This is a genomic window from Paraburkholderia sp. SSBN10T, from assembly GCF_056619545.1.
Genome location: NZ_JBWQQI010000013.1, coordinates 28,160 through 45,888, shown reverse-complemented (window position 1 = coordinate 45,888; position 17,729 = coordinate 28,160). Strand labels below are relative to the sequence as shown.

Here is a 17,729-nt window from a genome sequence, read left to right as displayed (position 1 = left end):
TGACGAAAAGCGGTTTCAGTGTAAGCGATTGCCTACGGATTCGGAACGCCTGTGGCGGACGCGCGGCGGCTTGGGGTGCTGAAAAGGGTCAACATGTATCGCGCTGACAACGGCGGCCCGCTCAGCCGCCTGTGGCAAGCCTGGCGCCGTATCACTGTTGCCGACGCCCAGGCAGAAGATCCGCTGCCACGGCGACATCTTTACCGGTTTGCCACCGGCAGATCTACTGCCCGTGCGGATGCTTGTGGATCGGATCGACCCAGAATACCGTTTCGGGCGCTTCCACGGCGTCGATGTTCAGATTCACCACGACCGCTTCGTTGTCGCTGCGCACCAGCACGCATTCGAGCGGGTCGTCGGTGCTGGCATTGATCTCCTGATGCGGCACGTAGGGCGGCACGAAGATGAAGTCGCCGGGACCGGCCTCGGCCGTGAATTCGAGATGCTCGCCCCAGCGCATGCGCGCCTGGCCGCGCACCACGTAGATGACGCTTTCGAGCGCGCCGTGATGATGCGCGCCGGTCTTCGCATTCGGATGAATCGTCACGGTGCCGGCCCAGATCTTCTGCGCACCGACGCGTGCCGCGTTGATCGCGGCGGCGCGGTTCATGCCGGGGGTTTGTGCCGTGTTGGTGTCGAGCTGATCGCCGCGGATCACCTTGACGCCGTGTTCACGCCAGTCGACCGGCGCGGGGGCGGGGTCGGCCTCATGCGGGTGAGCGTGAACATGGTCGTGGTCGTGCGGATGGTCGTGGCTCATGGCGTGTCTCCGATCCAATGCGAAGCGGTCGACCGGAGTTAGTGCTTCAGCACCTACTCCGGTCTCACGTGAAGCAGCCGCGCGGGGTGGGTGCACCGGTTGGCGTTTCGCCATTCTGGCATGTTCAGCGCTGGTGCGTGCAGGGCGCGTAATGTGGAAAAAGCGGCAGAAAAGACCGAGGAAAAAACGGACGAAAAAAAGCCCGTCCAAACTGGACGGGCCCGGTCCGCGCCAACCTTAGGCGCTTACTTCTGCTTGGCGTTGATCACGGCTTCGGCGACGTTGGACGGCGTTTCAGCATAGTGCTTGAACTCCATCGTGTAGGTTGCCCGGCCCTGGGTTGCCGAACGCAGCGAGGTGGAATAGCCGAACATCTCCGCGAGCGGCACCTCGGCGCGCACCAGCTTGCCGCCGCCGCCGGCGATGTCTTCCATCCCCTGCACCATGCCGCGACGGCTCGACAGGTCGCCCATCACGTTACCCATGAAGTCTTCCGGCGTTTCCACCTCGACGGCCATCATCGGTTCGAGCAGGACCGGCTTGGCACGGCGCATCGCTTCCTTGAAGGCCATCGAGCCGGCCATGCGGAACGCGTTTTCGTTCGAGTCCACGTCGTGGTACGAACCGAAAGTCAGCGTGACCTTCACGTCCACCACCGGATAGCCCGCCAGCACACCGGCCTTCAGCGTTTCCACGATGCCCTTGTCGACCGCCGGGATGAACTCGCGCGGAATCACGCCGCCCTTGATGGCGTCGACGAATTCGTAGCCCTTGCCCTGTTCCGACGGCTCCAGCGTGATCACCGCATGACCATACTGGCCGCGGCCGCCCGATTGCTTGACGAACTTGCCTTCGACATCCTCGACCTTGTTGCGCACCGTTTCGCGGTAGGCAACCTGCGGCTTGCCGACCGTGGCCTCGACGCCGAACTCGCGCTTCATGCGGTCGACCAGAATTTCGAGGTGCAGTTCGCCCATCCCCGAGATGATGGTCTGGCCGGATTCTTCATCCGTTTGCACGCGGAACGACGGGTCTTCCTGGGCGAGACGATTGAGCGCAATGCCCATCTTTTCCTGGTCGACCTTGGTCTTCGGCTCGACGGCCTGCGAGATCACCGGCTCAGGGAAAATCATCCGCTCGAGAATGATCACGTGCGCGGGATCGCACAGCGTGTCGCCGGTGGTCGCTTCCTTCAGGCCGACCGCCGCCGCGATGTCGCCTGCGTAGACTTCCTTGATTTCCTTGCGCTCGTTCGCATGCATCTGCAGGATCCGGCCGAGGCGCTCCTTCTTCTCCTTGACCGCGTTGTAGACGGTGTCGCCCGAATTCACCACGCCCGAGTACACGCGGAAGAAGATCAACTGGCCGACGAACGGGTCGGTCATGATCTTGAAGGCGAGCGCCGAGAACGGATCGTCGTCGCGCGGATGGCGCTCGATTTCCTTGTCGTGCTCGTCGTGACCCGTGATGGCGGGCACGTCGACCGGCGACGGCAGATAGTCGATCACCGCGTCGAGCATGGCCTGCACGCCCTTGTTCTTGAACGCGCTGCCGCACAGCATCGGCACGATTTCGTTGGCGATGGTGCGGGCGCGCAAGCCGTGCTTGATTTCCTCTTCGCTCAGCGTATGGCCGTGCAGGTACTTGTCGAGCAGTTCCTCGCTGGCTTCCGCCGCGGCTTCGACCATCTTGTCGTGCCATTCCTTGGCGGTATCGGCCAACTCGGCCGGGATATCCTGGTACTCGAACTTGATGCCCTGGCTTTCGTCATCCCAGAGGATGGCCTTCATCTTGACCAGATCGACCACACCGAGGAAATGCTCTTCGGCGCCGATCGGAATCTGGATCGGCACCGCAATGCCTTTCAGGCGATCGCCGATCTGCCGCTGCACGCGGAAGAAGTCTGCACCCACGCGGTCCATCTTGTTGACGAAGGCGATGCGCGGCACCTTGTACTTGTTCGCCTGGCGCCAGACGGTTTCGGACTGCGGCTGCACGCCGCCGACCGAGTCGTACACCATGCAGGCGCCGTCGAGCACGCGCATCGAGCGTTCGACTTCGATCGTGAAGTCGACGTGGCCCGGGGTGTCGATGATGTTGATGCGGTGTTCCGGATAGTTGCCGGCCATGCCTTTCCAGAAAGCAGTCGTGGCAGCCGATGTGATCGTGATGCCGCGCTCCTGTTCCTGCTCCATCCAGTCCATCGTCGCCGCACCGTCGTGAACTTCACCGATCTTGTGAGTCACGCCGGTATAGAACAGGATGCGTTCGGTGGTGGTGGTTTTGCCGGCATCGATGTGAGCGCTAATACCGATGTTCCGGTAACGCTCGATGGGAGTCTTGCGGGGCACGTGAATCTCCTTGGAGTGGTTCGCCGGTGAAGGGCGCCGTGCGACGCACGCCGCCGCCCGGACGATCTCGGTGCTGCTGTAAGACTATAAGGATAGCGCGTGGCACCTGCTTTTGCAGGAATCTTGCCAGCGCCCGACCTATGCAAAAAAGCCGGTGACCCTGGCAGGGCACCGGCTTTCCGGGAAAGGGCCGTGAAGGGGCGTGGCTTCTGGCGGCGCGCCTGCCCCGAATGGGTGGCTATTGCGCCGCCGGCAACCCCTGAATCGTCATTCCCGGCTTGATGCCCTTCGACTCGAACCAGTTCTTGCTCATTTCCAGTGCATACACGCCGTTGTTGCGCGGGCAGTGGTTGTTGGTCGTTTCGGCATCCATCTCATCGATGTCGGTGATCGTGCCGTCGGCGCGCATGAAGGCGATCGACAGCGGGATCAGCGTGTTCTTCATCCAGAAGCAGTGCACGGCGTTCTCGTTGAAGACGAACAGCATGCCTTCGTTGGGTGCGAGCTGCGAACGGTACATCAGGCCTTGCTCGCGATCCGGATCATTGGCGGCGACGGCGGCGTCGATCACGAACATCCCGACGGTCAGCCTGGCGCGCGGGAAGTCGCCGGGCCGTTTCGCACCAGGCGGCATTTGCTGCGCATAGGCGCTATGAACGGGGGCGAGCGTGAACGAGGCGGCGGCCAGCGGCAGCACAACGGCAAATGCAAAGCGCGCGAGCAACGAGCGCAGGGAAATTCGCACGGCAAGACTCCTGGACGGAAAATTAACCCGCGAATGTTACGCGAGCGCGTCAAAGCGCGTCAAAAACAAAAAGGCAGATCGCCTTGCGGTGATCTGCCTTTCAACGCCGTAAGAACGGCAACTGCTGCTAGTTCTTGACTGCGTTTTTACAACAAACTTACTCCGAAGCGCCCGAAGCTGCTGCTGCAGCTGCTGCCTTCTTATGCGCCTTCTTGTGTGCCTTCTTCGTGACCTTCTTGGCCGACGAAGCTGCTGCTGCCGGAGCTGCCGAAGCTGCGACCGGTGCCGATGCTTGTGCGAATGCTGCCGTTGCGAAGAGGCCAGCGACCAGAGCGGCGATCAGTTTGTTCATTTTGTGAATCCTCAGCTTTAGTTAATTAACCAAATGACCCGGTTATGTATGAGTCATGTCGGTAAACGTGCCATCCACCTTTCGGTTGACAGCCGCATCAAACAATTTTTTTGACGCGTCTGCTAGCGCTCGGACTCCCTGTACTGACCGCGAGAACGGCTTGCACAAAGGCCCTCAAGGCTGAATGCCGGATAGCTTCGGGCGGCATCTGCGTCGAATAACGCGTGAGCTCGCGACGCGGTTGACGCAAATTTTCGGGAATGTTTATGCGCCGCTTTATTGAGCGGTTGGCCGCCCCCAATGCGTCATTGCGATGGATTGGCATTGCATTGGAAATGCTTGCGGATACAACGGCTTAGCGTAGGTGTGCCTAAAGATTGGGCACTATCGCAAGCCATCCCACGGGGCTCGGGGAGGGATTTCGAGCCAGGCGCCGGGCTGTATTCCCAGCGAAAAGATATCGAGCGCGCCGATTCCGACGCGCACCAGGCGCAGGGTGGGGAAACCGACTGCGGCCGTCATGCGGCGCACCTGGCGATTCTTGCCTTCGGTGATCGACAGCTCTATCCAGGTGGCCGGAATGGCTGCACGGTATCGAATCGGCGGATTGCGCGGCCAAAGGGGCGCGGCCTCGATCCCGGCCGGCTCGAGCAGCCGGGCCTGACATGGGCGCGTCACATAGTCGCCCAGGTCGACGCCTCTCGTGAGCGCGCCCAGCGCCGCCTCGTCCGGCGCGCCTTCGACCTGTGCCCAGTAGCGCTTGACGAGCTTGTGGCGCGGTTCGGCAATGCGTGCCTGCAGGGCGCCATCGTCGGTCAGCAGCAGCAGGCCTTCGCTATCCGAGTCGAGGCGGCCGGCCGGGTAGACGCCGGGCATCTTGACCCAGTCGGCAAGCGACGCGCGGGTTTCATGCGGCGAGAACTGGCAGATGGTGCCGAACGGCTTATTGAGAGCGAGAAGGCGCATGCGGAATCCGGCGAGCACCAGCCGGTGTCCGGCGCGAGCCGGTACCGGCGGGTACCCTCGCGACGCGCGGCCGGGCAGGTTCTGTAGAAAATGGCGGGATAATAATGCATAATTCCCAACGGCAGATCTTATGTCTTATATAAGACATAAGAGAACAAGGCCGCTGACAGCCGCTGCCGCTGCCTTGCGTTGTCTCAAAACCTGCGGCGCGGCCGGCACGCGCTGGCGTCACCGTGGGCTAGAATAGCCGCTCGGCCGCTTGCAGGCGTACGGCATTGCGCGTAACGAGGAGCGCCCAGTTCCGCAGTCCCCATCTGCTTCAACCAGAACAGCCATCACTGGAGTCCGATCATGCCGTATCAGCACATCAAGGTTCCGACGGGCGGAGACAAGATTACTGTCAACGCAGACTACTCGCTCAATGTTTCCGACCAACCGATCATTCCGTACATCGAAGGCGACGGCACGGGTACCGACATCACGCCGGTCATGATCAAGGTGGTGGACGCGGCGGTCGAGAAAGCCTATGCGGGCAAGAAGAAAATTCACTGGATGGAAGTCTATGCCGGCGAGAAGGCCACCAAGGTCTATGGCCCGGACGTGTGGCTACCGGAAGAAACTCTCGCGGTCGTCAAGGATTATGTCGTCTCGATCAAGGGCCCGCTGACCACGCCGGTGGGCGGTGGCATCCGTTCCCTGAACGTGGCGTTGCGCCAGGAGCTCGACCTCTACGTTTGCCTGCGCCCGGTGCAGTACTTCAAGGGTGTGCCTTCGCCGGTGCGCGAGCCGGAAAAGACCAACATGGTGATCTTCCGCGAGAACTCGGAAGACATCTATGCCGGTATCGAATGGGCAGCGGAATCGGAGCAGGCGAAGAAGGTCATCAGGTTCCTGCGCGAAGAAATGGGCGTGAAGAAGATCCGCTTCCCGGAAACCTCGGCGATCGGCATCAAGCCGGTGTCGCGCGAAGGCACGGAGCGTCTGGTGCGCAAGGCCCTGCAGTACGCAATCGACAACGATCGCCGCTCGCTTACGCTGGTGCACAAGGGCAACATCATGAAGTTCACGGAAGGCGCGTTCCGTGACTATGGCTACGCGCTCGCGCAGAAGGAATTCGGCGCGGAACTGGTGGACGGCGGCCCGTGGATGAAGTTCAAGAATCCGAAGACGGGTAACGACATCGTCGTCAAGGACGTGATCGCCGACGCGTTCCTGCAGCAGATCCTGCTGCGTCCGGCCGAATACGACGTGATCGCGACGCTGAACCTGAACGGCGACTACATTTCGGACGCGCTGGCTGCACAGGTTGGCGGTATCGGCATTGCGCCGGGCGCGAACCTGTCGGATTCGGTGGCGATGTTCGAAGCCACGCACGGCACGGCGCCGAAGTACGCGGGCAAGGATTACGTGAATCCGGGCTCGGAGATTCTCTCGGCGGAAATGATGCTGCGCCATCTTGGTTGGACCGAAGCGGCAGATGTCATTATCAAGGCGATGGAAGCGTCGATTCTGCAGAAGCGCGTTACGTACGACTTCGCGCGTCTGATGGAAGGCGCGACGCAAGTGTCGTGTTCGGGCTTTGGGCAGGTGCTGATCGAGAATATGTGACGAAACTTCAGGCCGTATTGGCTTGGATCAAAAACCCCGGTAGATCGATGGTCTGCTGGGGTTTTTTGTTTTACCTCGGCGTGCGTTGCTGATGGTAAGGCTCAACTGCCGGCAGGTTCCCTGCTGAGCTCATCAAAACGCGCGGCGCATTGCGGATTCGGCGATGCGGCGGCGTCCGACTGCCATCAGCGCATCCGGATTTTTGCGAGTGCATCACGACTGCGTGAGCAACGCGTATCCGCTAAACGATCGCACAACGAACCTATCCCTTAAATTGTCGCGCCCTGCGGTTTACGTTAGTAAACGTCGTCTGCAGTGAGCAGGCTATGCGCATCGGCAGCGCAGCGAGGCAGGTGCATCATGCGGACCAACGCGACCAGCACACTTGCGAACAGGCTGGCTATGCCGTTGCTAGGGACGAACAATACCAACGAGGATGTGCTTTATGTCGAAGTGTGACGACCCGCGTTGTCCTATCTGCTACCCGAACTGGAAAGAGGAAGAGGCCGCCGCGAGGAAGAAAGCCGAGGATGATCGGCAAGACTGCGTCGACTGCTGGCGGCACTATCAGAAGAAGGCCGAAGCGATTGTTGCCGTGGAAGACCCGATTGCGCGCAACCGCCGCATCAATGCTGCCTATGCAAAACTGTGGCTGGACGATCGTCGTTTCCAGTGGGCCGGGCTAGCGGCCTTCGCATCAAAGCAGGTCGGCTGCGGACTGCTCAACGCTGCGGAGATGATCCGCAAGTCAAACCAGCAGCGCAACGCTTATCAGCAGTGGGGGCGAGCCAGTTCGCCGCTTGAGCGGCTGTCGCCGTATGCGTCGCCACGTATGCTAATTCATGATCAGGCGATGGGAGAAGGCGCGACCAAGGTCTATCAGATGCTGGCAAAAGGGAACACGGCCCTGTTCCTCGATATCTGGCCACTGCATATGTTTTACAAAGAATTTGGACTCCAGCGGTTCAAGCGGTGCTTGCCGGAACGACAGCGGTTGCGTGGCTCGGTCGTGTGGCCGATCGAAACTGCCGTTCCATTCGGTGTGGCGCAGCCTCGAGTCGAGCGCGGGTTTGAGGCAATTGATGCAGGGCACACGGCTGCCGGCGTCAGAATGTTGGCCGAGCATGAACAGCTCAACATCTTGCAGCCTGCCATGTATGACGATCCGACATTCGCCATGCTGATGCGTGCCAACCACTTCGCATGGGCGCTCAACATCCCCACGGGTTCGGCGCGTGAGATCCAGTTGACACTCGCAAATCAATGCACTGTGACGGGAGTAAACGCGCAAATCGAGCGGTTCAGCAGGGAACCACTCGCCAATTTGGCAGATGCCAACCAGCGGATGGTGTTCGTGATGCGCGCCGCCCAGCGTTTTGACGATCTGTTGCGCGATCCGATCGAAAAGTACTCTGTCGAAAACTCCATCTTTCTTATCGCGCACCCAAGGTAGCCATGCCGCGTCGAAACATCAAACTGTTCGGATATCTCGCATGTGCATTGATCGGCTGCGCGGCCGTGTGGGGTATCTACGCGTTGGCAAGGCCCGTTGATGAAGTCGCACTGACCCTTGGCGAACCTTATGAGCAGGTACGCAAGCAATCCCGCTCGACCTTGCCCGCTGCCGACCCCAGTATATTTTGGGGGGGATTTGTAACTCGTCCGGCCAGATTGCGTTTCACAGCTCCTGGGTATGACTTCGTCACGCCACCTGCGAAATTCCTGTACGTCGGGGCGGACAAGTACGGAAAGGTCGACTCGGTAACTTTGTCCCCGCAGGTTGAAACGTTGCCACTCGATCAAGCAATGGCGATCGTGCTGGATTTGCAGGAACAGCTACGCCAGCACGGCTGGCGCACGGTGCAAACGGAGCGCTACCCGCCGATCAGCAACACGCCCTCAATGGTCGACAGCATCCGGCGGGGCGACGATCCGCAGACTTTCTGGCAGGTCGCGGACAAGTATCAGGTGGCACTCGACATTCGTCGGTTCGTTCACGAAAGCCGACCGCAGGACGAGCGGTATCTCATTACGCTCGCACTAAGCGAGCCGCTTATGCGGGAAGGCGGGCCGGACGAACAGGAAACCACAACGTCATTGACTTGTCCCTTCTGTGCTCACATTGATGTTGATTAAGCCAGAGATGTTTCTGGTTTTGGGAACGCGTCAAGTTAGCTCCGGGCTTGCTTGATGCATGCGCAGGAACTAGCCTGGGGAAGGCTTGCGCTATGATGTACCGGTCGACGACCCCCCCTCTGGACTCGCCTTCCCGCAACCGCATGTACTTCCTGAAACGTCTCCTGCTATTGATCTCGCTTGCGCTGCTTACTGCGCACGGCGTGTCTGCACATGAGCATGCGGCGGATTTGCAGAACATGTCGTTCTCTTCCACGGGAAGTGTGCTCGTAACCACCGCGGATGCTTCGTCCCATTGCCCGGGATCAGTGGCCTCTGCCTCCGGTCAGCCCTGCGGTCACGACCACGCACCGTGCTGCTGCGTTACCCCCTGCGGCATCCATTGCGGTGCGTTGTTCTCTGCCTTCCAGTTCGAGCCCCACGCGCTCGACCCGACACACCCTAAACCGCTTCCCGAACTGCGTCGAGACGGCCTGACTCACGCGCCGCCCGTGCGCCCGCCGATCGGCTGACGGTTCGATGCGTTGCGCTGGTCCGAACGACTTGCGCAATGCATGCGGTACAGCACGGCTCGCGCGGCGGCTGGCATCGTGCGAGCGTTTGAACGATAGCGCGCAGCAGCCTACGAGCGCCGCTGCGCCGTCCAGATTAGGGAAGCGATCCATGATCCGCAGGGAATTTCTCGTCCGCGCGTTGAGCGCGGCCGCAGCATCACTGCTTGCGCGCGAAGCGCTCGCACAACAAGGTATGCATGCGATGCACGGCATGTCCGGAATGAGCGGCATGCAGGGAATGCCGTCCATGTCCGGGATGCCGGACATGCCAGGCGGCATGGCATCGTCCGTCGAGATGGCCGCGCCCGAGGCGCTGACCTCCGGTGCGCCGCTGGCTCCGTTGCGCAGGCTTGCCAACGAAAGCCGGGAACCGGGGTTGTTCCGCGCCACCCTTGTCGCGCAGCCGGTTCGACACACGCTGATTGCAGGGCGTCCGACCACTTTCTGGCAATACGATTCCGCGGGCGAGCACGCCGGCGTCGGCAGCGATCCAGTTTCCGCGTCACCGGATAGCCCGGTCACCGGCCCGCTGATCGACGTGCGTGAAGGCGATACGGTCGAGATCCGTTTCGTGAACCGTCTGCCGCAACCGTCCACGATTCATTGGCATGGCCTGCCGGTGCCAGCCGACCAGGACGGCAATCCATCGGACCCGGTCGCGCCCGGTGGCTCACGTGTCTACCGCTTCACGCTGCCGCGCGGCAGCGCCGGCACGTACTGGTATCACCCGCATCCGCATGGTCAGTCGGCCGAGCAGGTGTTTCGCGGACTCGCGGGCCCGCTCGTGGTCCGCGCAGCCGACGATCCGCTCGCCGGCTGGCCCGAGCGGCATCTGTTCTTCTCCGATCTGAAGCTCGCGAGCGACGGTTCGATCCCGCCGAACGACATGATGGACTGGATGAACGGCCGCGAAGGGCAGTTTGTGCTGGTGAACGGTGCGCGCCGCCCGCTTATCGTCGTCGCGACGGACGAGCGCTGGCGAGTATGGAACGCGTGTAGTGCCCGCTATTTGAGATTGTCACTGGGCGAGGGCCATGTATTCACCCAGGTCGGCACGGATGGAGGGTTGCTCGAGCAGCCGCGCACCGGGCTGAACACACTTTTGCTGGCGCCGGCCGAGCGTGCAGAACTGATCATTTCCGCCGTTAGAGCGCCGGGTGAGGCGGCGCAAGCTGCGCAACCTGCGCAGTCGAAGCCGTTGGCGAAATCCCCGCAGGCGCTTCGGGCCGTCCTGAGCGCCGAGGTCTACGACCGTCGCAAGATGGCGATGTCACACGGCAGCCTGCAGGCTGACCCGGTCCTGCCGCTTGCCGACGTGCAGTTTGAACCAGGTGCCGCGGACGCCACCCAGACCGTCCATCCGCTTCCGACCGCGCTGCGGACCATTGCACCGCTCGGGGCGCCGGCCGCACGAAAATCCGTCGTGTTTTCCGAACGCATGGACATGGCCGCCATGCACCGCGCCGACGGGCCGGGTAATGGGTTGCACGCGGGGCTGCCAGCCGGTATGGCTTTCATGATCAACGGCGCGACTTTCGATCCACGCCGCATCACGCTGACCAGCCGGCGTGGCGAGGTCGAGCACTGGTCGATTGAAAACCGCACGGATATGGACCATCCGTTCCATTTGCACGGCACGCAGTTTCAGGTGCTGGCGCGTGAGCGGGGCGGTGTCGTCGCGCCGGAGCCTTACCGGGCGTGGCGCGACACCGTCAACGTGCAACCGGGCGAGACGGTGCGCATTGCCGTGGTTCAGGAGTTGGTGGGCAAGCGGATGTTCCACTGCCACATCCTCGAACACGAGGATCTCGGCATGATGGGCACGCTCAACGTGATCTGAAGGCTATCCGAAAGCCGGGTACGGGCGCTGGGCACAAACTCGCCCACGCGGGACGCGCATGTCGCGTCCCAGAATGAAGAAACCCGGCACGAAGCCGGGTTTCCAGGGTACGGGTATCGAACAGACTCAGGCTGCGGCCTGGATGTTCGATGCCTGCTTGCCTTTGGGGCCTTGCACGACCTCAAAGCTGACCTTCTGGCCTTCCTTCAGGGTCTTGAACCCATTCATCTGGATGGCCGAAAAGTGTGCAAACAGATCCTCACCGCCTTCGTCGGGCGTAATGAATCCGAAACCTTTCGCGTCATTGAACCATTTGACCGTACCAGTTGCCATACCAACTTCCCCTGTAACTCATGACACCACCACGAGCCCTCGAAAAGCTTAACGGCTGCGGGTATGCAACCGCTTCCTCCTCACAAGCTCACCATCGGCATTTTTTCGAAATATGTGGCTGACTGAAAAAAGTGCCAGCTTGATTGTTGAGGCTCTTTATTCGAGTGTCAAGAAAATTTTGAGACCTGTTCCGGCGCGTTGCAAACACCCCATTTCCAGGGTTTTTCCCGCTTTTCTTATGTGCGCTAGCGCAACCGCCCTGTCTTGAAAAGTCGCATAATCGACTCACATGCAGTTCTGCTGCCGGTGCTCCCGCAAGTATTACCGTATGACAGCGAAGTGACGCCCTCGGCCGTCGTGCAGGCGGTCAGCTTGCCGGGGCAGGTTGTGCGATACTCGGTCCAACTGCACTGCAACAGCAGTGGCAACAACCTTCAGGAGGGCCGGCTCCGCAATCGGCTCCGTGCAGGACGCACGCGTGACAGGCAGCGCCGTCACGTGGGGACGAACAAGGGATCGCCGGACAGCCGGTGGGGTTTTGACAGGATTGCGGGCCTGTCCGAGTTGTTTAGAATGGGTGTATGGCAATTATCCCGGACAAGCAGGACGGCACCGTACTGGAGCGGCAGGAAAAAAAGCTGAAGCCGCCCTCCATGTATAAGGTGGTGCTGTTGAATGACGACTTCACGCCAATGGAATTTGTCGTGATGATCGTGCAGGAATACTTCAATAAAGATCGTGAAACCGCAACGCAGATTATGTTGAAGGTGCATCGCGAGGGCAGGGGAGTTTGTGGGGTCTATACGCGGGACATCGCGTCGACCAAAGTCGAGCAAGTCGTTACCCACGCACGGCAGGCCGGGCATCCGCTGCAGTGTGTGATGGAGGAAGCATGATTGCCCAGGAACTGGAAGTCAGCTTGCACATGGCGTTCATGGAAGCACGCCAGGCGCGGCACGAGTTCATTACGGTCGAACATCTTTTACTGGCCCTGTTGGACAATCCGACGGCAGCAGAGGTGTTGCGCGCATGCGCGGCCAACATCGAGGATCTGCGCCAGAACCTGCGCAACTTCATTCATGACAACACGCCGACCGTGCCGGGCACGGACGACGTCGACACGCAGCCCACGCTGGGTTTCCAGCGCGTGATCCAGCGTGCCATCATGCATGTGCAGTCCACCTCGAACGGCAAGAAGGAAGTGACCGGTGCGAACGTGCTGGTTGCGATCTTCGGCGAGAAGGATTCGCATGCCGTCTACTACCTGCAACAGCAGGGCGTAACGCGCCTCGACGTGGTGAATTTCATCTCGCACGGCATTGCCAAGACCAGCAGCACCGACGCCGCCAAGGCGAGCGATGCGAACGCCGAGTCCGACGAAGCCGCTGCGCAGAAAGAAACGCCGCTCGCCCAGTTCACGCAGAACCTGAACCAGATGGCGAAAGACGGCCGCATCGACCCGCTGATCGGGCGCGAGTCGGAAGTCGAGCGCGTCGTGCAGGTGCTGTGCCGCCGGCGCAAGAACAATCCGCTACTGGTCGGTGAGGCGGGTGTCGGCAAGACCGCGATCGCCGAAGGGCTCGCCTGGCGCATTACGCGCGGCGAAGTGCCGGATATCCTGGCCGACGCGCAGGTGTACTCGCTCGACATGGGCGCGCTGCTCGCCGGCACCAAATACCGCGGCGATTTCGAACAGCGCCTGAAGACGGTCCTCAAGGAACTGAAGGAACGTCCGCACGCCATCCTGTTCATCGACGAAATCCATACGCTGATCGGCGCGGGCGCCGCGTCGGGCGGCACGCTGGATGCATCGAATCTGCTGAAGCCGGCGCTCTCGTCGGGCACGCTCAAGTGCATCGGCGCCACCACCTTCACCGAATACCGCGGCATCTTCGAAAAGGATGCGGCCCTGTCACGCCGTTTCCAGAAGGTCGATGTGACCGAGCCGACCGTCGAACAGACGGTGGCGATCCTGCGTGGCCTCAAGTCGCGTTTCGAAGAGCACCACGGCGTCAAGTACTCGTCGGGTGCGCTGTCGGCCGCGGCTGAACTGTCGGCGCGCTTCATCACGGATCGTCATCTGCCGGACAAGGCGATCGACGTGATCGACGAAGCGGGCGCAGCGCAACGCATCCTGCCGAAGTCGAAGCAGAAGAAAACCATCGGCAAGGGCGAGATCGAGGAAATCATCTCGAAGATCGCGCGCGTGCCGGCGCAAAGCGTGTCGCAGGACGACCGCAGCAAACTGCAGACGCTGGACCGCGACCTGAAGAGCGTGGTGTTCGGGCAAGACCCGGCCATCGACGCGCTGTCGGCCGCGATCAAGATGGCGCGTGCCGGGCTCGGCAAGCTCGACAAGCCGATCGGTGCGTTCCTGTTCTCCGGCCCGACCGGGGTCGGCAAGACCGAAGTGGCCAAGCAACTGGCGTTCACGCTGGGTATCGAGCTGATCCGCTTCGACATGTCCGAATACATGGAGCGTCATGCGGTGAGCCGCCTGATTGGCGCGCCGCCGGGCTATGTCGGTTTCGATCAGGGCGGTCTGCTGACGGAAGCCGTGACGAAGAAGCCGCATTGCGTGCTGCTGCTCGACGAAATCGAGAAGGCGCATCCGGACATCTACAACGTGCTGCTGCAGGTGATGGACCACGGCACGCTGACCGACAACAACGGCCGCAAGGCGGATTTCCGCAACGTCATCATCATCATGACGACGAACGCGGGTGCCGAGGCAATGGGCAAGTCGGTCATCGGTTTCACGACGCGCCGCGAAACCGGCGACGAGATGGTTGATATCAAGCGCATGTTCACGCCGGAGTTCCGCAACCGTCTGGACGCAACGATCAGCTTCCGCTCGCTCGATGAAGAAATCATCATGCGCGTGGTCGACAAGTTCCTGATGCAACTGGAAGACCAGTTGCATGAAAAGAAGGTCGATGCGCTGTTCACCGACGCCCTGCGCAAGCATCTCGCCAAGCACGGTTTCGATCCGCTAATGGGTGCGCGGCCGATGCAGCGTCTGATCCAGGACACGATTCGTCGTGCACTGGCCGACGAGTTGCTGTTCGGCAAGCTGATGAACGGTGGCCGCGTGACGGTGGATGTGGATGCCGAAGACAAGGTGCAGCTCACCTTCGACGAAACGCCGGCGCCGCGCAATCCGAATCCGGAAGCGGTCGAAGTCGAGTAAGTATTCGGTTTCTCGCAGCAAGCAAGGTAAAACGGCGCGGGCCATGTGTGGTCCGCGCCGTTTTTCTTGGGTGCTTGTCCCGTAGCGCTCCGGGCGCTGAAGACTTGGTTAGTGCTTGCCGGTGCTGCCGAAACCGCCCGCGCCGCGTTCGCTTTGCTCGAAATCGTCGACGACATTGAATTCCGCCTGTACGACCGGCACGATCACGAGTTGCGCGAGCCGTTCCAGCGGATTCAGCGTGAATGCGGTTTGCCCGCGGTTCCACGTCGAGATCATCAATTGGCCCTGGTAATCCGAGTCGATCAGGCCGACCAGATTCCCCAGCACGATGCCATGCTTATGCCCCAGGCCCGAACGCGGCAGGATCAAAGCCGCATAGCCGGGATCGCCGACGTGGATCGCCAGACCCGTCGGCACCAGTGCGGTTTCACCTGGCTGCAGCGTCAGCGGTTCGTCGAGGCACGCGCGCAGGTCGAGGCCCGCGCTGCCCGTCGTTGCGTAGGCCGGGAGTTGGTCGCGCATGCGCGCGTCGAGAATCTTCAGGTCAAGTTTCATGCAGTTCGAGTGAGTGGGTAGGGGTAAAAGTTCAGCGTGAGGCTGGTTCAGTGACCGAGCTGGAACGCGTCGGCGAGCAGTTCGTAGGAGCGCAGCCGTGCGCGGTAACTGCCGGCCACGGTCAATACCACCAGTTCATCGGCCTGGAACTGCTCCTGCAGGGCGAGCATGCGTTCAGTCACGCTCTGCGGCGTGCCGATAATGCTGCGTGGCTTCTCGCGGTCAATCACCAGTTGCTCGCGCTCGCCGTACTCCTGCGCCAGACCCTGCTCGATAGTGGGAATTGGCGCGTTCAGGCCATAGGCCATCTGCACGCGGCGCAAGTCGACGGCTTTCTCCAGCGCCGCCGCCTCCTGTTCCGTATCCGCACAGATCACGAACACCGCCGCAGCAAGGTACGGTTGCGCCTCGTTGCCCGGCTTGAAGCGCTCGCGATACGCCTGCGCGACCTGATGGCCGAAGTGCGCGTTGATGAAGTGCGCGAACGCGAAACGGATGCCGAGCTGGGCGGCCAGCAGGCCGCCGAATTCGCTCGAGCCGAGCATCCATAGTTGCGGGCGGGTCTCGATCTGCGGCTGCAGCAGCACGCCGCTCGCCAGATGATCGGCCGGCAGCGTGCCGTTCAGCAGGCCCACTAGGTCAGCTACCTGTTGGGGAAAGATATCGCCGCGGTTGTACTCGCCGGCGGCTACGGCTTGTGCGGTGCGCATATCGCCGCCCGGCGCGCGGCCCACGCCGAGATCGATGCGGTTTGGGAACAGCGCTTCGAGCATCATGAACTGCTCGGCAACCTTGAACGGGCTGTAGTACGGCAGCATCACCCCGCCGGAGCCGATCCGAATGCGCCTGGTCACGCTGCCGAGGTGGGCCAGCATCACCTCGGGGCAGGGATTGGACACGCCGCGCAAGCCGTGGTGCTCGGCGCACCAGTAGCGCGTATAGCCGAGATCGTCGGCAAGCTGCGCGAGTTCGACGGTGGCGGCGATCGCGTCCGCCACCGAGTGCCCGTCGATCACGGGCGTTTGATCGAGCACGGAAAGTAGCGTCATGACAGTACTGCTCCAGGGTGACTCAAGGTTCCGGCAAGAGGACCGTGTGGTTACCGGATCAGGCTCGTATCGGGCAGACGCTTCGCGATTTCGGCAATCAATGCGCCCGCGAGCGCCCGTTTGTCCGCACGCGGCAGTTTCGTCGCGCCGCCCGCTTCGAACAGGACTACTTCGTTGTCGTCGAGGCCGAAGGTCAGCGGGCCGAGATTGCCGATCAGAAGCGGCACATTCTTGCGCACGCGCTTTTCTTCGCCGTGTACTTCGAGATCGCCGCTCTCCGCCGCAAAGCCGACACAGAACGGCGGGTGCGGCAGCTTCGCTACCGCGGCCAGAATGTCCGGATTTTCAACAAAGTTGAAAGACGGTATGGCGTGCCCGGCGGTTTTCTTGATCTTGTGGTCGCTGACGTGGTCGACGCGCCAGTCGGCCACCGCCGCCACGCCGATGAAGATGTCGTAGTCGGGCACCGCGCGCATGACCGCATCGTGCATCTGCTGGGCCGTTTGCACATCCTCGCGGAACACGCCCCACGGCGTCTCCAGCGCAACCGGTCCGGCGATCAGATGCACGTCGGCGCCGGCCTGTTGCGCCGCGCGCGCCAGCGCAAAGCCCATCTTGCCGCTCGAGCGGTTGGTGATGCCGCGCACCGGGTCCAGCGGTTCGAAGGTCGGACCGGCGGTCAGCAGCACACGGCGGCCGGCGAGGATCTTCGGCTGGAAAAACGCCGCAATCGCTTCGTAGGTGGCGGCGGGCTCCAGCATGCGGCCGTCGCCGACTTCGCCGCACGCTTGCGCGCCGGAGTCCGGGCCGAGCACGTCGATGCCGTCGGCGCGCAGTTGCGCGACGTTGCGCTGGGTGGCCGGGTTCTGCCACATCTGGCGGTTCATCGCCGGCACGACGAGCAAGGGGCAATCACGCGCCACGCATAGCGTCGAGAGCAGGTCGTCGGCCATGCCGTGTGCCAGCTTGGCGAGGAAATCCGTCGAAGCCGGCGCGATGACGATCGCATCCGCTTCGCGCGACAGATCGATATGCGCCATGTTGTTCGGCACGCGCGCGTCCCACTGGCTCGTGTAGACCGGACGGCCCGACAGCGCCTGCATGGTGACCGGCGTGATGAACTGCGTTGCCGCTTCAGTCATGACGACCTGCACGGTGGCGCCTGCCTTGGTCAGCAGGCGCGTGAGTTCGGCGATCTTGTAGCAGGCAATCCCGCCGCTCATGCCGAGGACGAGATGTTTGCCTGCGAGTTCTGCGGTTGCCAACGAAGCCTCCGAGACAAAGCTACAG

Annotated in this window: 15 protein-coding genes; 6 read left to right on the top strand and 9 right to left on the bottom strand. The window is 61.8% G+C overall.

Features of this window, described 5'->3' with window-relative positions:
• Positions 1-223: 223 nt before the first annotated feature.
• From AC1ECK_RS20280 to AC1ECK_RS20260, 5 genes are all read right to left on the bottom strand, one after another.
• Complete coding sequence (locus tag AC1ECK_RS20280; protein WP_480322036.1) at positions 224-760, bottom strand: cupin domain-containing protein; 537 nt, start codon at positions 758-760, stop codon at positions 224-226.
• Between the two features lie 245 nt (positions 761-1,005).
• Positions 1,006-3,111, bottom strand: coding sequence for an elongation factor G (fusA, locus tag AC1ECK_RS20275; RefSeq protein WP_480322034.1), 2,106 nt, complete (start codon positions 3,109-3,111; stop codon positions 1,006-1,008).
• A gap of 238 nt (positions 3,112-3,349) precedes the next feature.
• Entirely contained in the window at positions 3,350-3,856 is a 507-nt protein-coding gene (locus tag AC1ECK_RS20270) for a DUF192 domain-containing protein (RefSeq protein ID WP_480322032.1), read from the bottom strand.
• Between the two features lie 157 nt (positions 3,857-4,013).
• Positions 4,014-4,208 (bottom strand): hypothetical protein, encoded by a 195-nt coding sequence (locus tag AC1ECK_RS20265; RefSeq protein WP_480322030.1) that lies wholly within the window; start codon positions 4,206-4,208, stop codon positions 4,014-4,016.
• 384 nt (positions 4,209-4,592) lie between these two features.
• The gene (locus AC1ECK_RS20260) at positions 4,593-5,174 is read right to left on the bottom strand and encodes a pseudouridine synthase (RefSeq protein ID WP_480322028.1); all 582 of its coding nucleotides are present in this window, start codon (positions 5,172-5,174) and stop codon (positions 4,593-4,595) included.
• A gap of 351 nt (positions 5,175-5,525) precedes the next feature.
• Here AC1ECK_RS20260 and icd point away from each other — a divergent pair, with 351 nt between their 5' ends.
• From icd to AC1ECK_RS20240, 4 genes are all read left to right on the top strand, one after another.
• On the top strand, positions 5,526-6,782 hold the full coding sequence (icd, locus tag AC1ECK_RS20255; RefSeq protein ID WP_480322026.1) for an NADP-dependent isocitrate dehydrogenase: 1,257 nt from the start codon (positions 5,526-5,528) through the stop codon (positions 6,780-6,782).
• A 445-nt stretch (positions 6,783-7,227) separates the two neighbouring features.
• The gene (locus tag AC1ECK_RS20250) at positions 7,228-8,235 is read left to right on the top strand and encodes a DUF2515 family protein (protein ID WP_480322024.1); all 1,008 of its coding nucleotides are present in this window, start codon (positions 7,228-7,230) and stop codon (positions 8,233-8,235) included.
• A 2-nt stretch (positions 8,236-8,237) separates the two neighbouring features.
• Complete coding sequence (locus AC1ECK_RS20245) at positions 8,238-8,918, top strand: flagellar biosynthesis sigma factor (protein WP_480322022.1); 681 nt, start codon at positions 8,238-8,240, stop codon at positions 8,916-8,918.
• Positions 8,919-9,581: 663 nt separating this feature from the next.
• Positions 9,582-11,312: a multicopper oxidase family protein gene (locus tag AC1ECK_RS20240; RefSeq protein ID WP_480322020.1), complete on the top strand. Its 1,731-nt coding sequence runs from the start codon at positions 9,582-9,584 to the stop codon at positions 11,310-11,312.
• A 126-nt stretch (positions 11,313-11,438) separates the two neighbouring features.
• On the opposite strand, the gene cspD is transcribed toward AC1ECK_RS20240, so the two are convergent.
• Complete coding sequence (gene cspD / locus AC1ECK_RS20235; protein ID WP_017776809.1) at positions 11,439-11,645, bottom strand: cold shock domain-containing protein CspD; 207 nt, start codon at positions 11,643-11,645, stop codon at positions 11,439-11,441.
• A gap of 581 nt (positions 11,646-12,226) precedes the next feature.
• On the opposite strand from cspD, the gene clpS reads away from it, so the two are divergent.
• Complete coding sequence (clpS, locus tag AC1ECK_RS20230; RefSeq protein ID WP_074300583.1) at positions 12,227-12,541, top strand: ATP-dependent Clp protease adapter ClpS; 315 nt, start codon at positions 12,227-12,229, stop codon at positions 12,539-12,541.
• The gene (gene clpA / locus AC1ECK_RS20225) at positions 12,538-14,835 is read left to right on the top strand and encodes an ATP-dependent Clp protease ATP-binding subunit ClpA (RefSeq protein WP_480322018.1); all 2,298 of its coding nucleotides are present in this window, start codon (positions 12,538-12,540) and stop codon (positions 14,833-14,835) included. Before clpS ends, clpA begins: the two co-directional genes overlap by 4 nt.
• Positions 14,836-14,943: 108 nt before the next feature.
• Here clpA and dut read toward each other — a convergent pair whose 3' ends face one another.
• Genes dut through coaBC form a run of 3 tightly spaced genes read right to left on the bottom strand, consistent with a single transcriptional unit; the run spans position 14,944 to position 17,704 of the window.
• A complete protein-coding gene (gene dut, locus AC1ECK_RS20220; RefSeq protein WP_480322016.1) occupies positions 14,944-15,390 on the bottom strand; it encodes a dUTP diphosphatase in 447 nt (148 codons plus the stop codon).
• Positions 15,391-15,437: 47 nt separating this feature from the next.
• Positions 15,438-16,439: an LLM class flavin-dependent oxidoreductase gene (locus tag AC1ECK_RS20215; RefSeq protein WP_480322014.1), complete on the bottom strand. Its 1,002-nt coding sequence runs from the start codon at positions 16,437-16,439 to the stop codon at positions 15,438-15,440.
• A gap of 50 nt (positions 16,440-16,489) precedes the next feature.
• Positions 16,490-17,704, bottom strand: coding sequence for a bifunctional phosphopantothenoylcysteine decarboxylase/phosphopantothenate--cysteine ligase CoaBC (gene coaBC / locus AC1ECK_RS20210; RefSeq protein WP_480322012.1), 1,215 nt, complete (start codon positions 17,702-17,704; stop codon positions 16,490-16,492).
• Positions 17,705-17,729 lie beyond the last annotated feature (25 nt).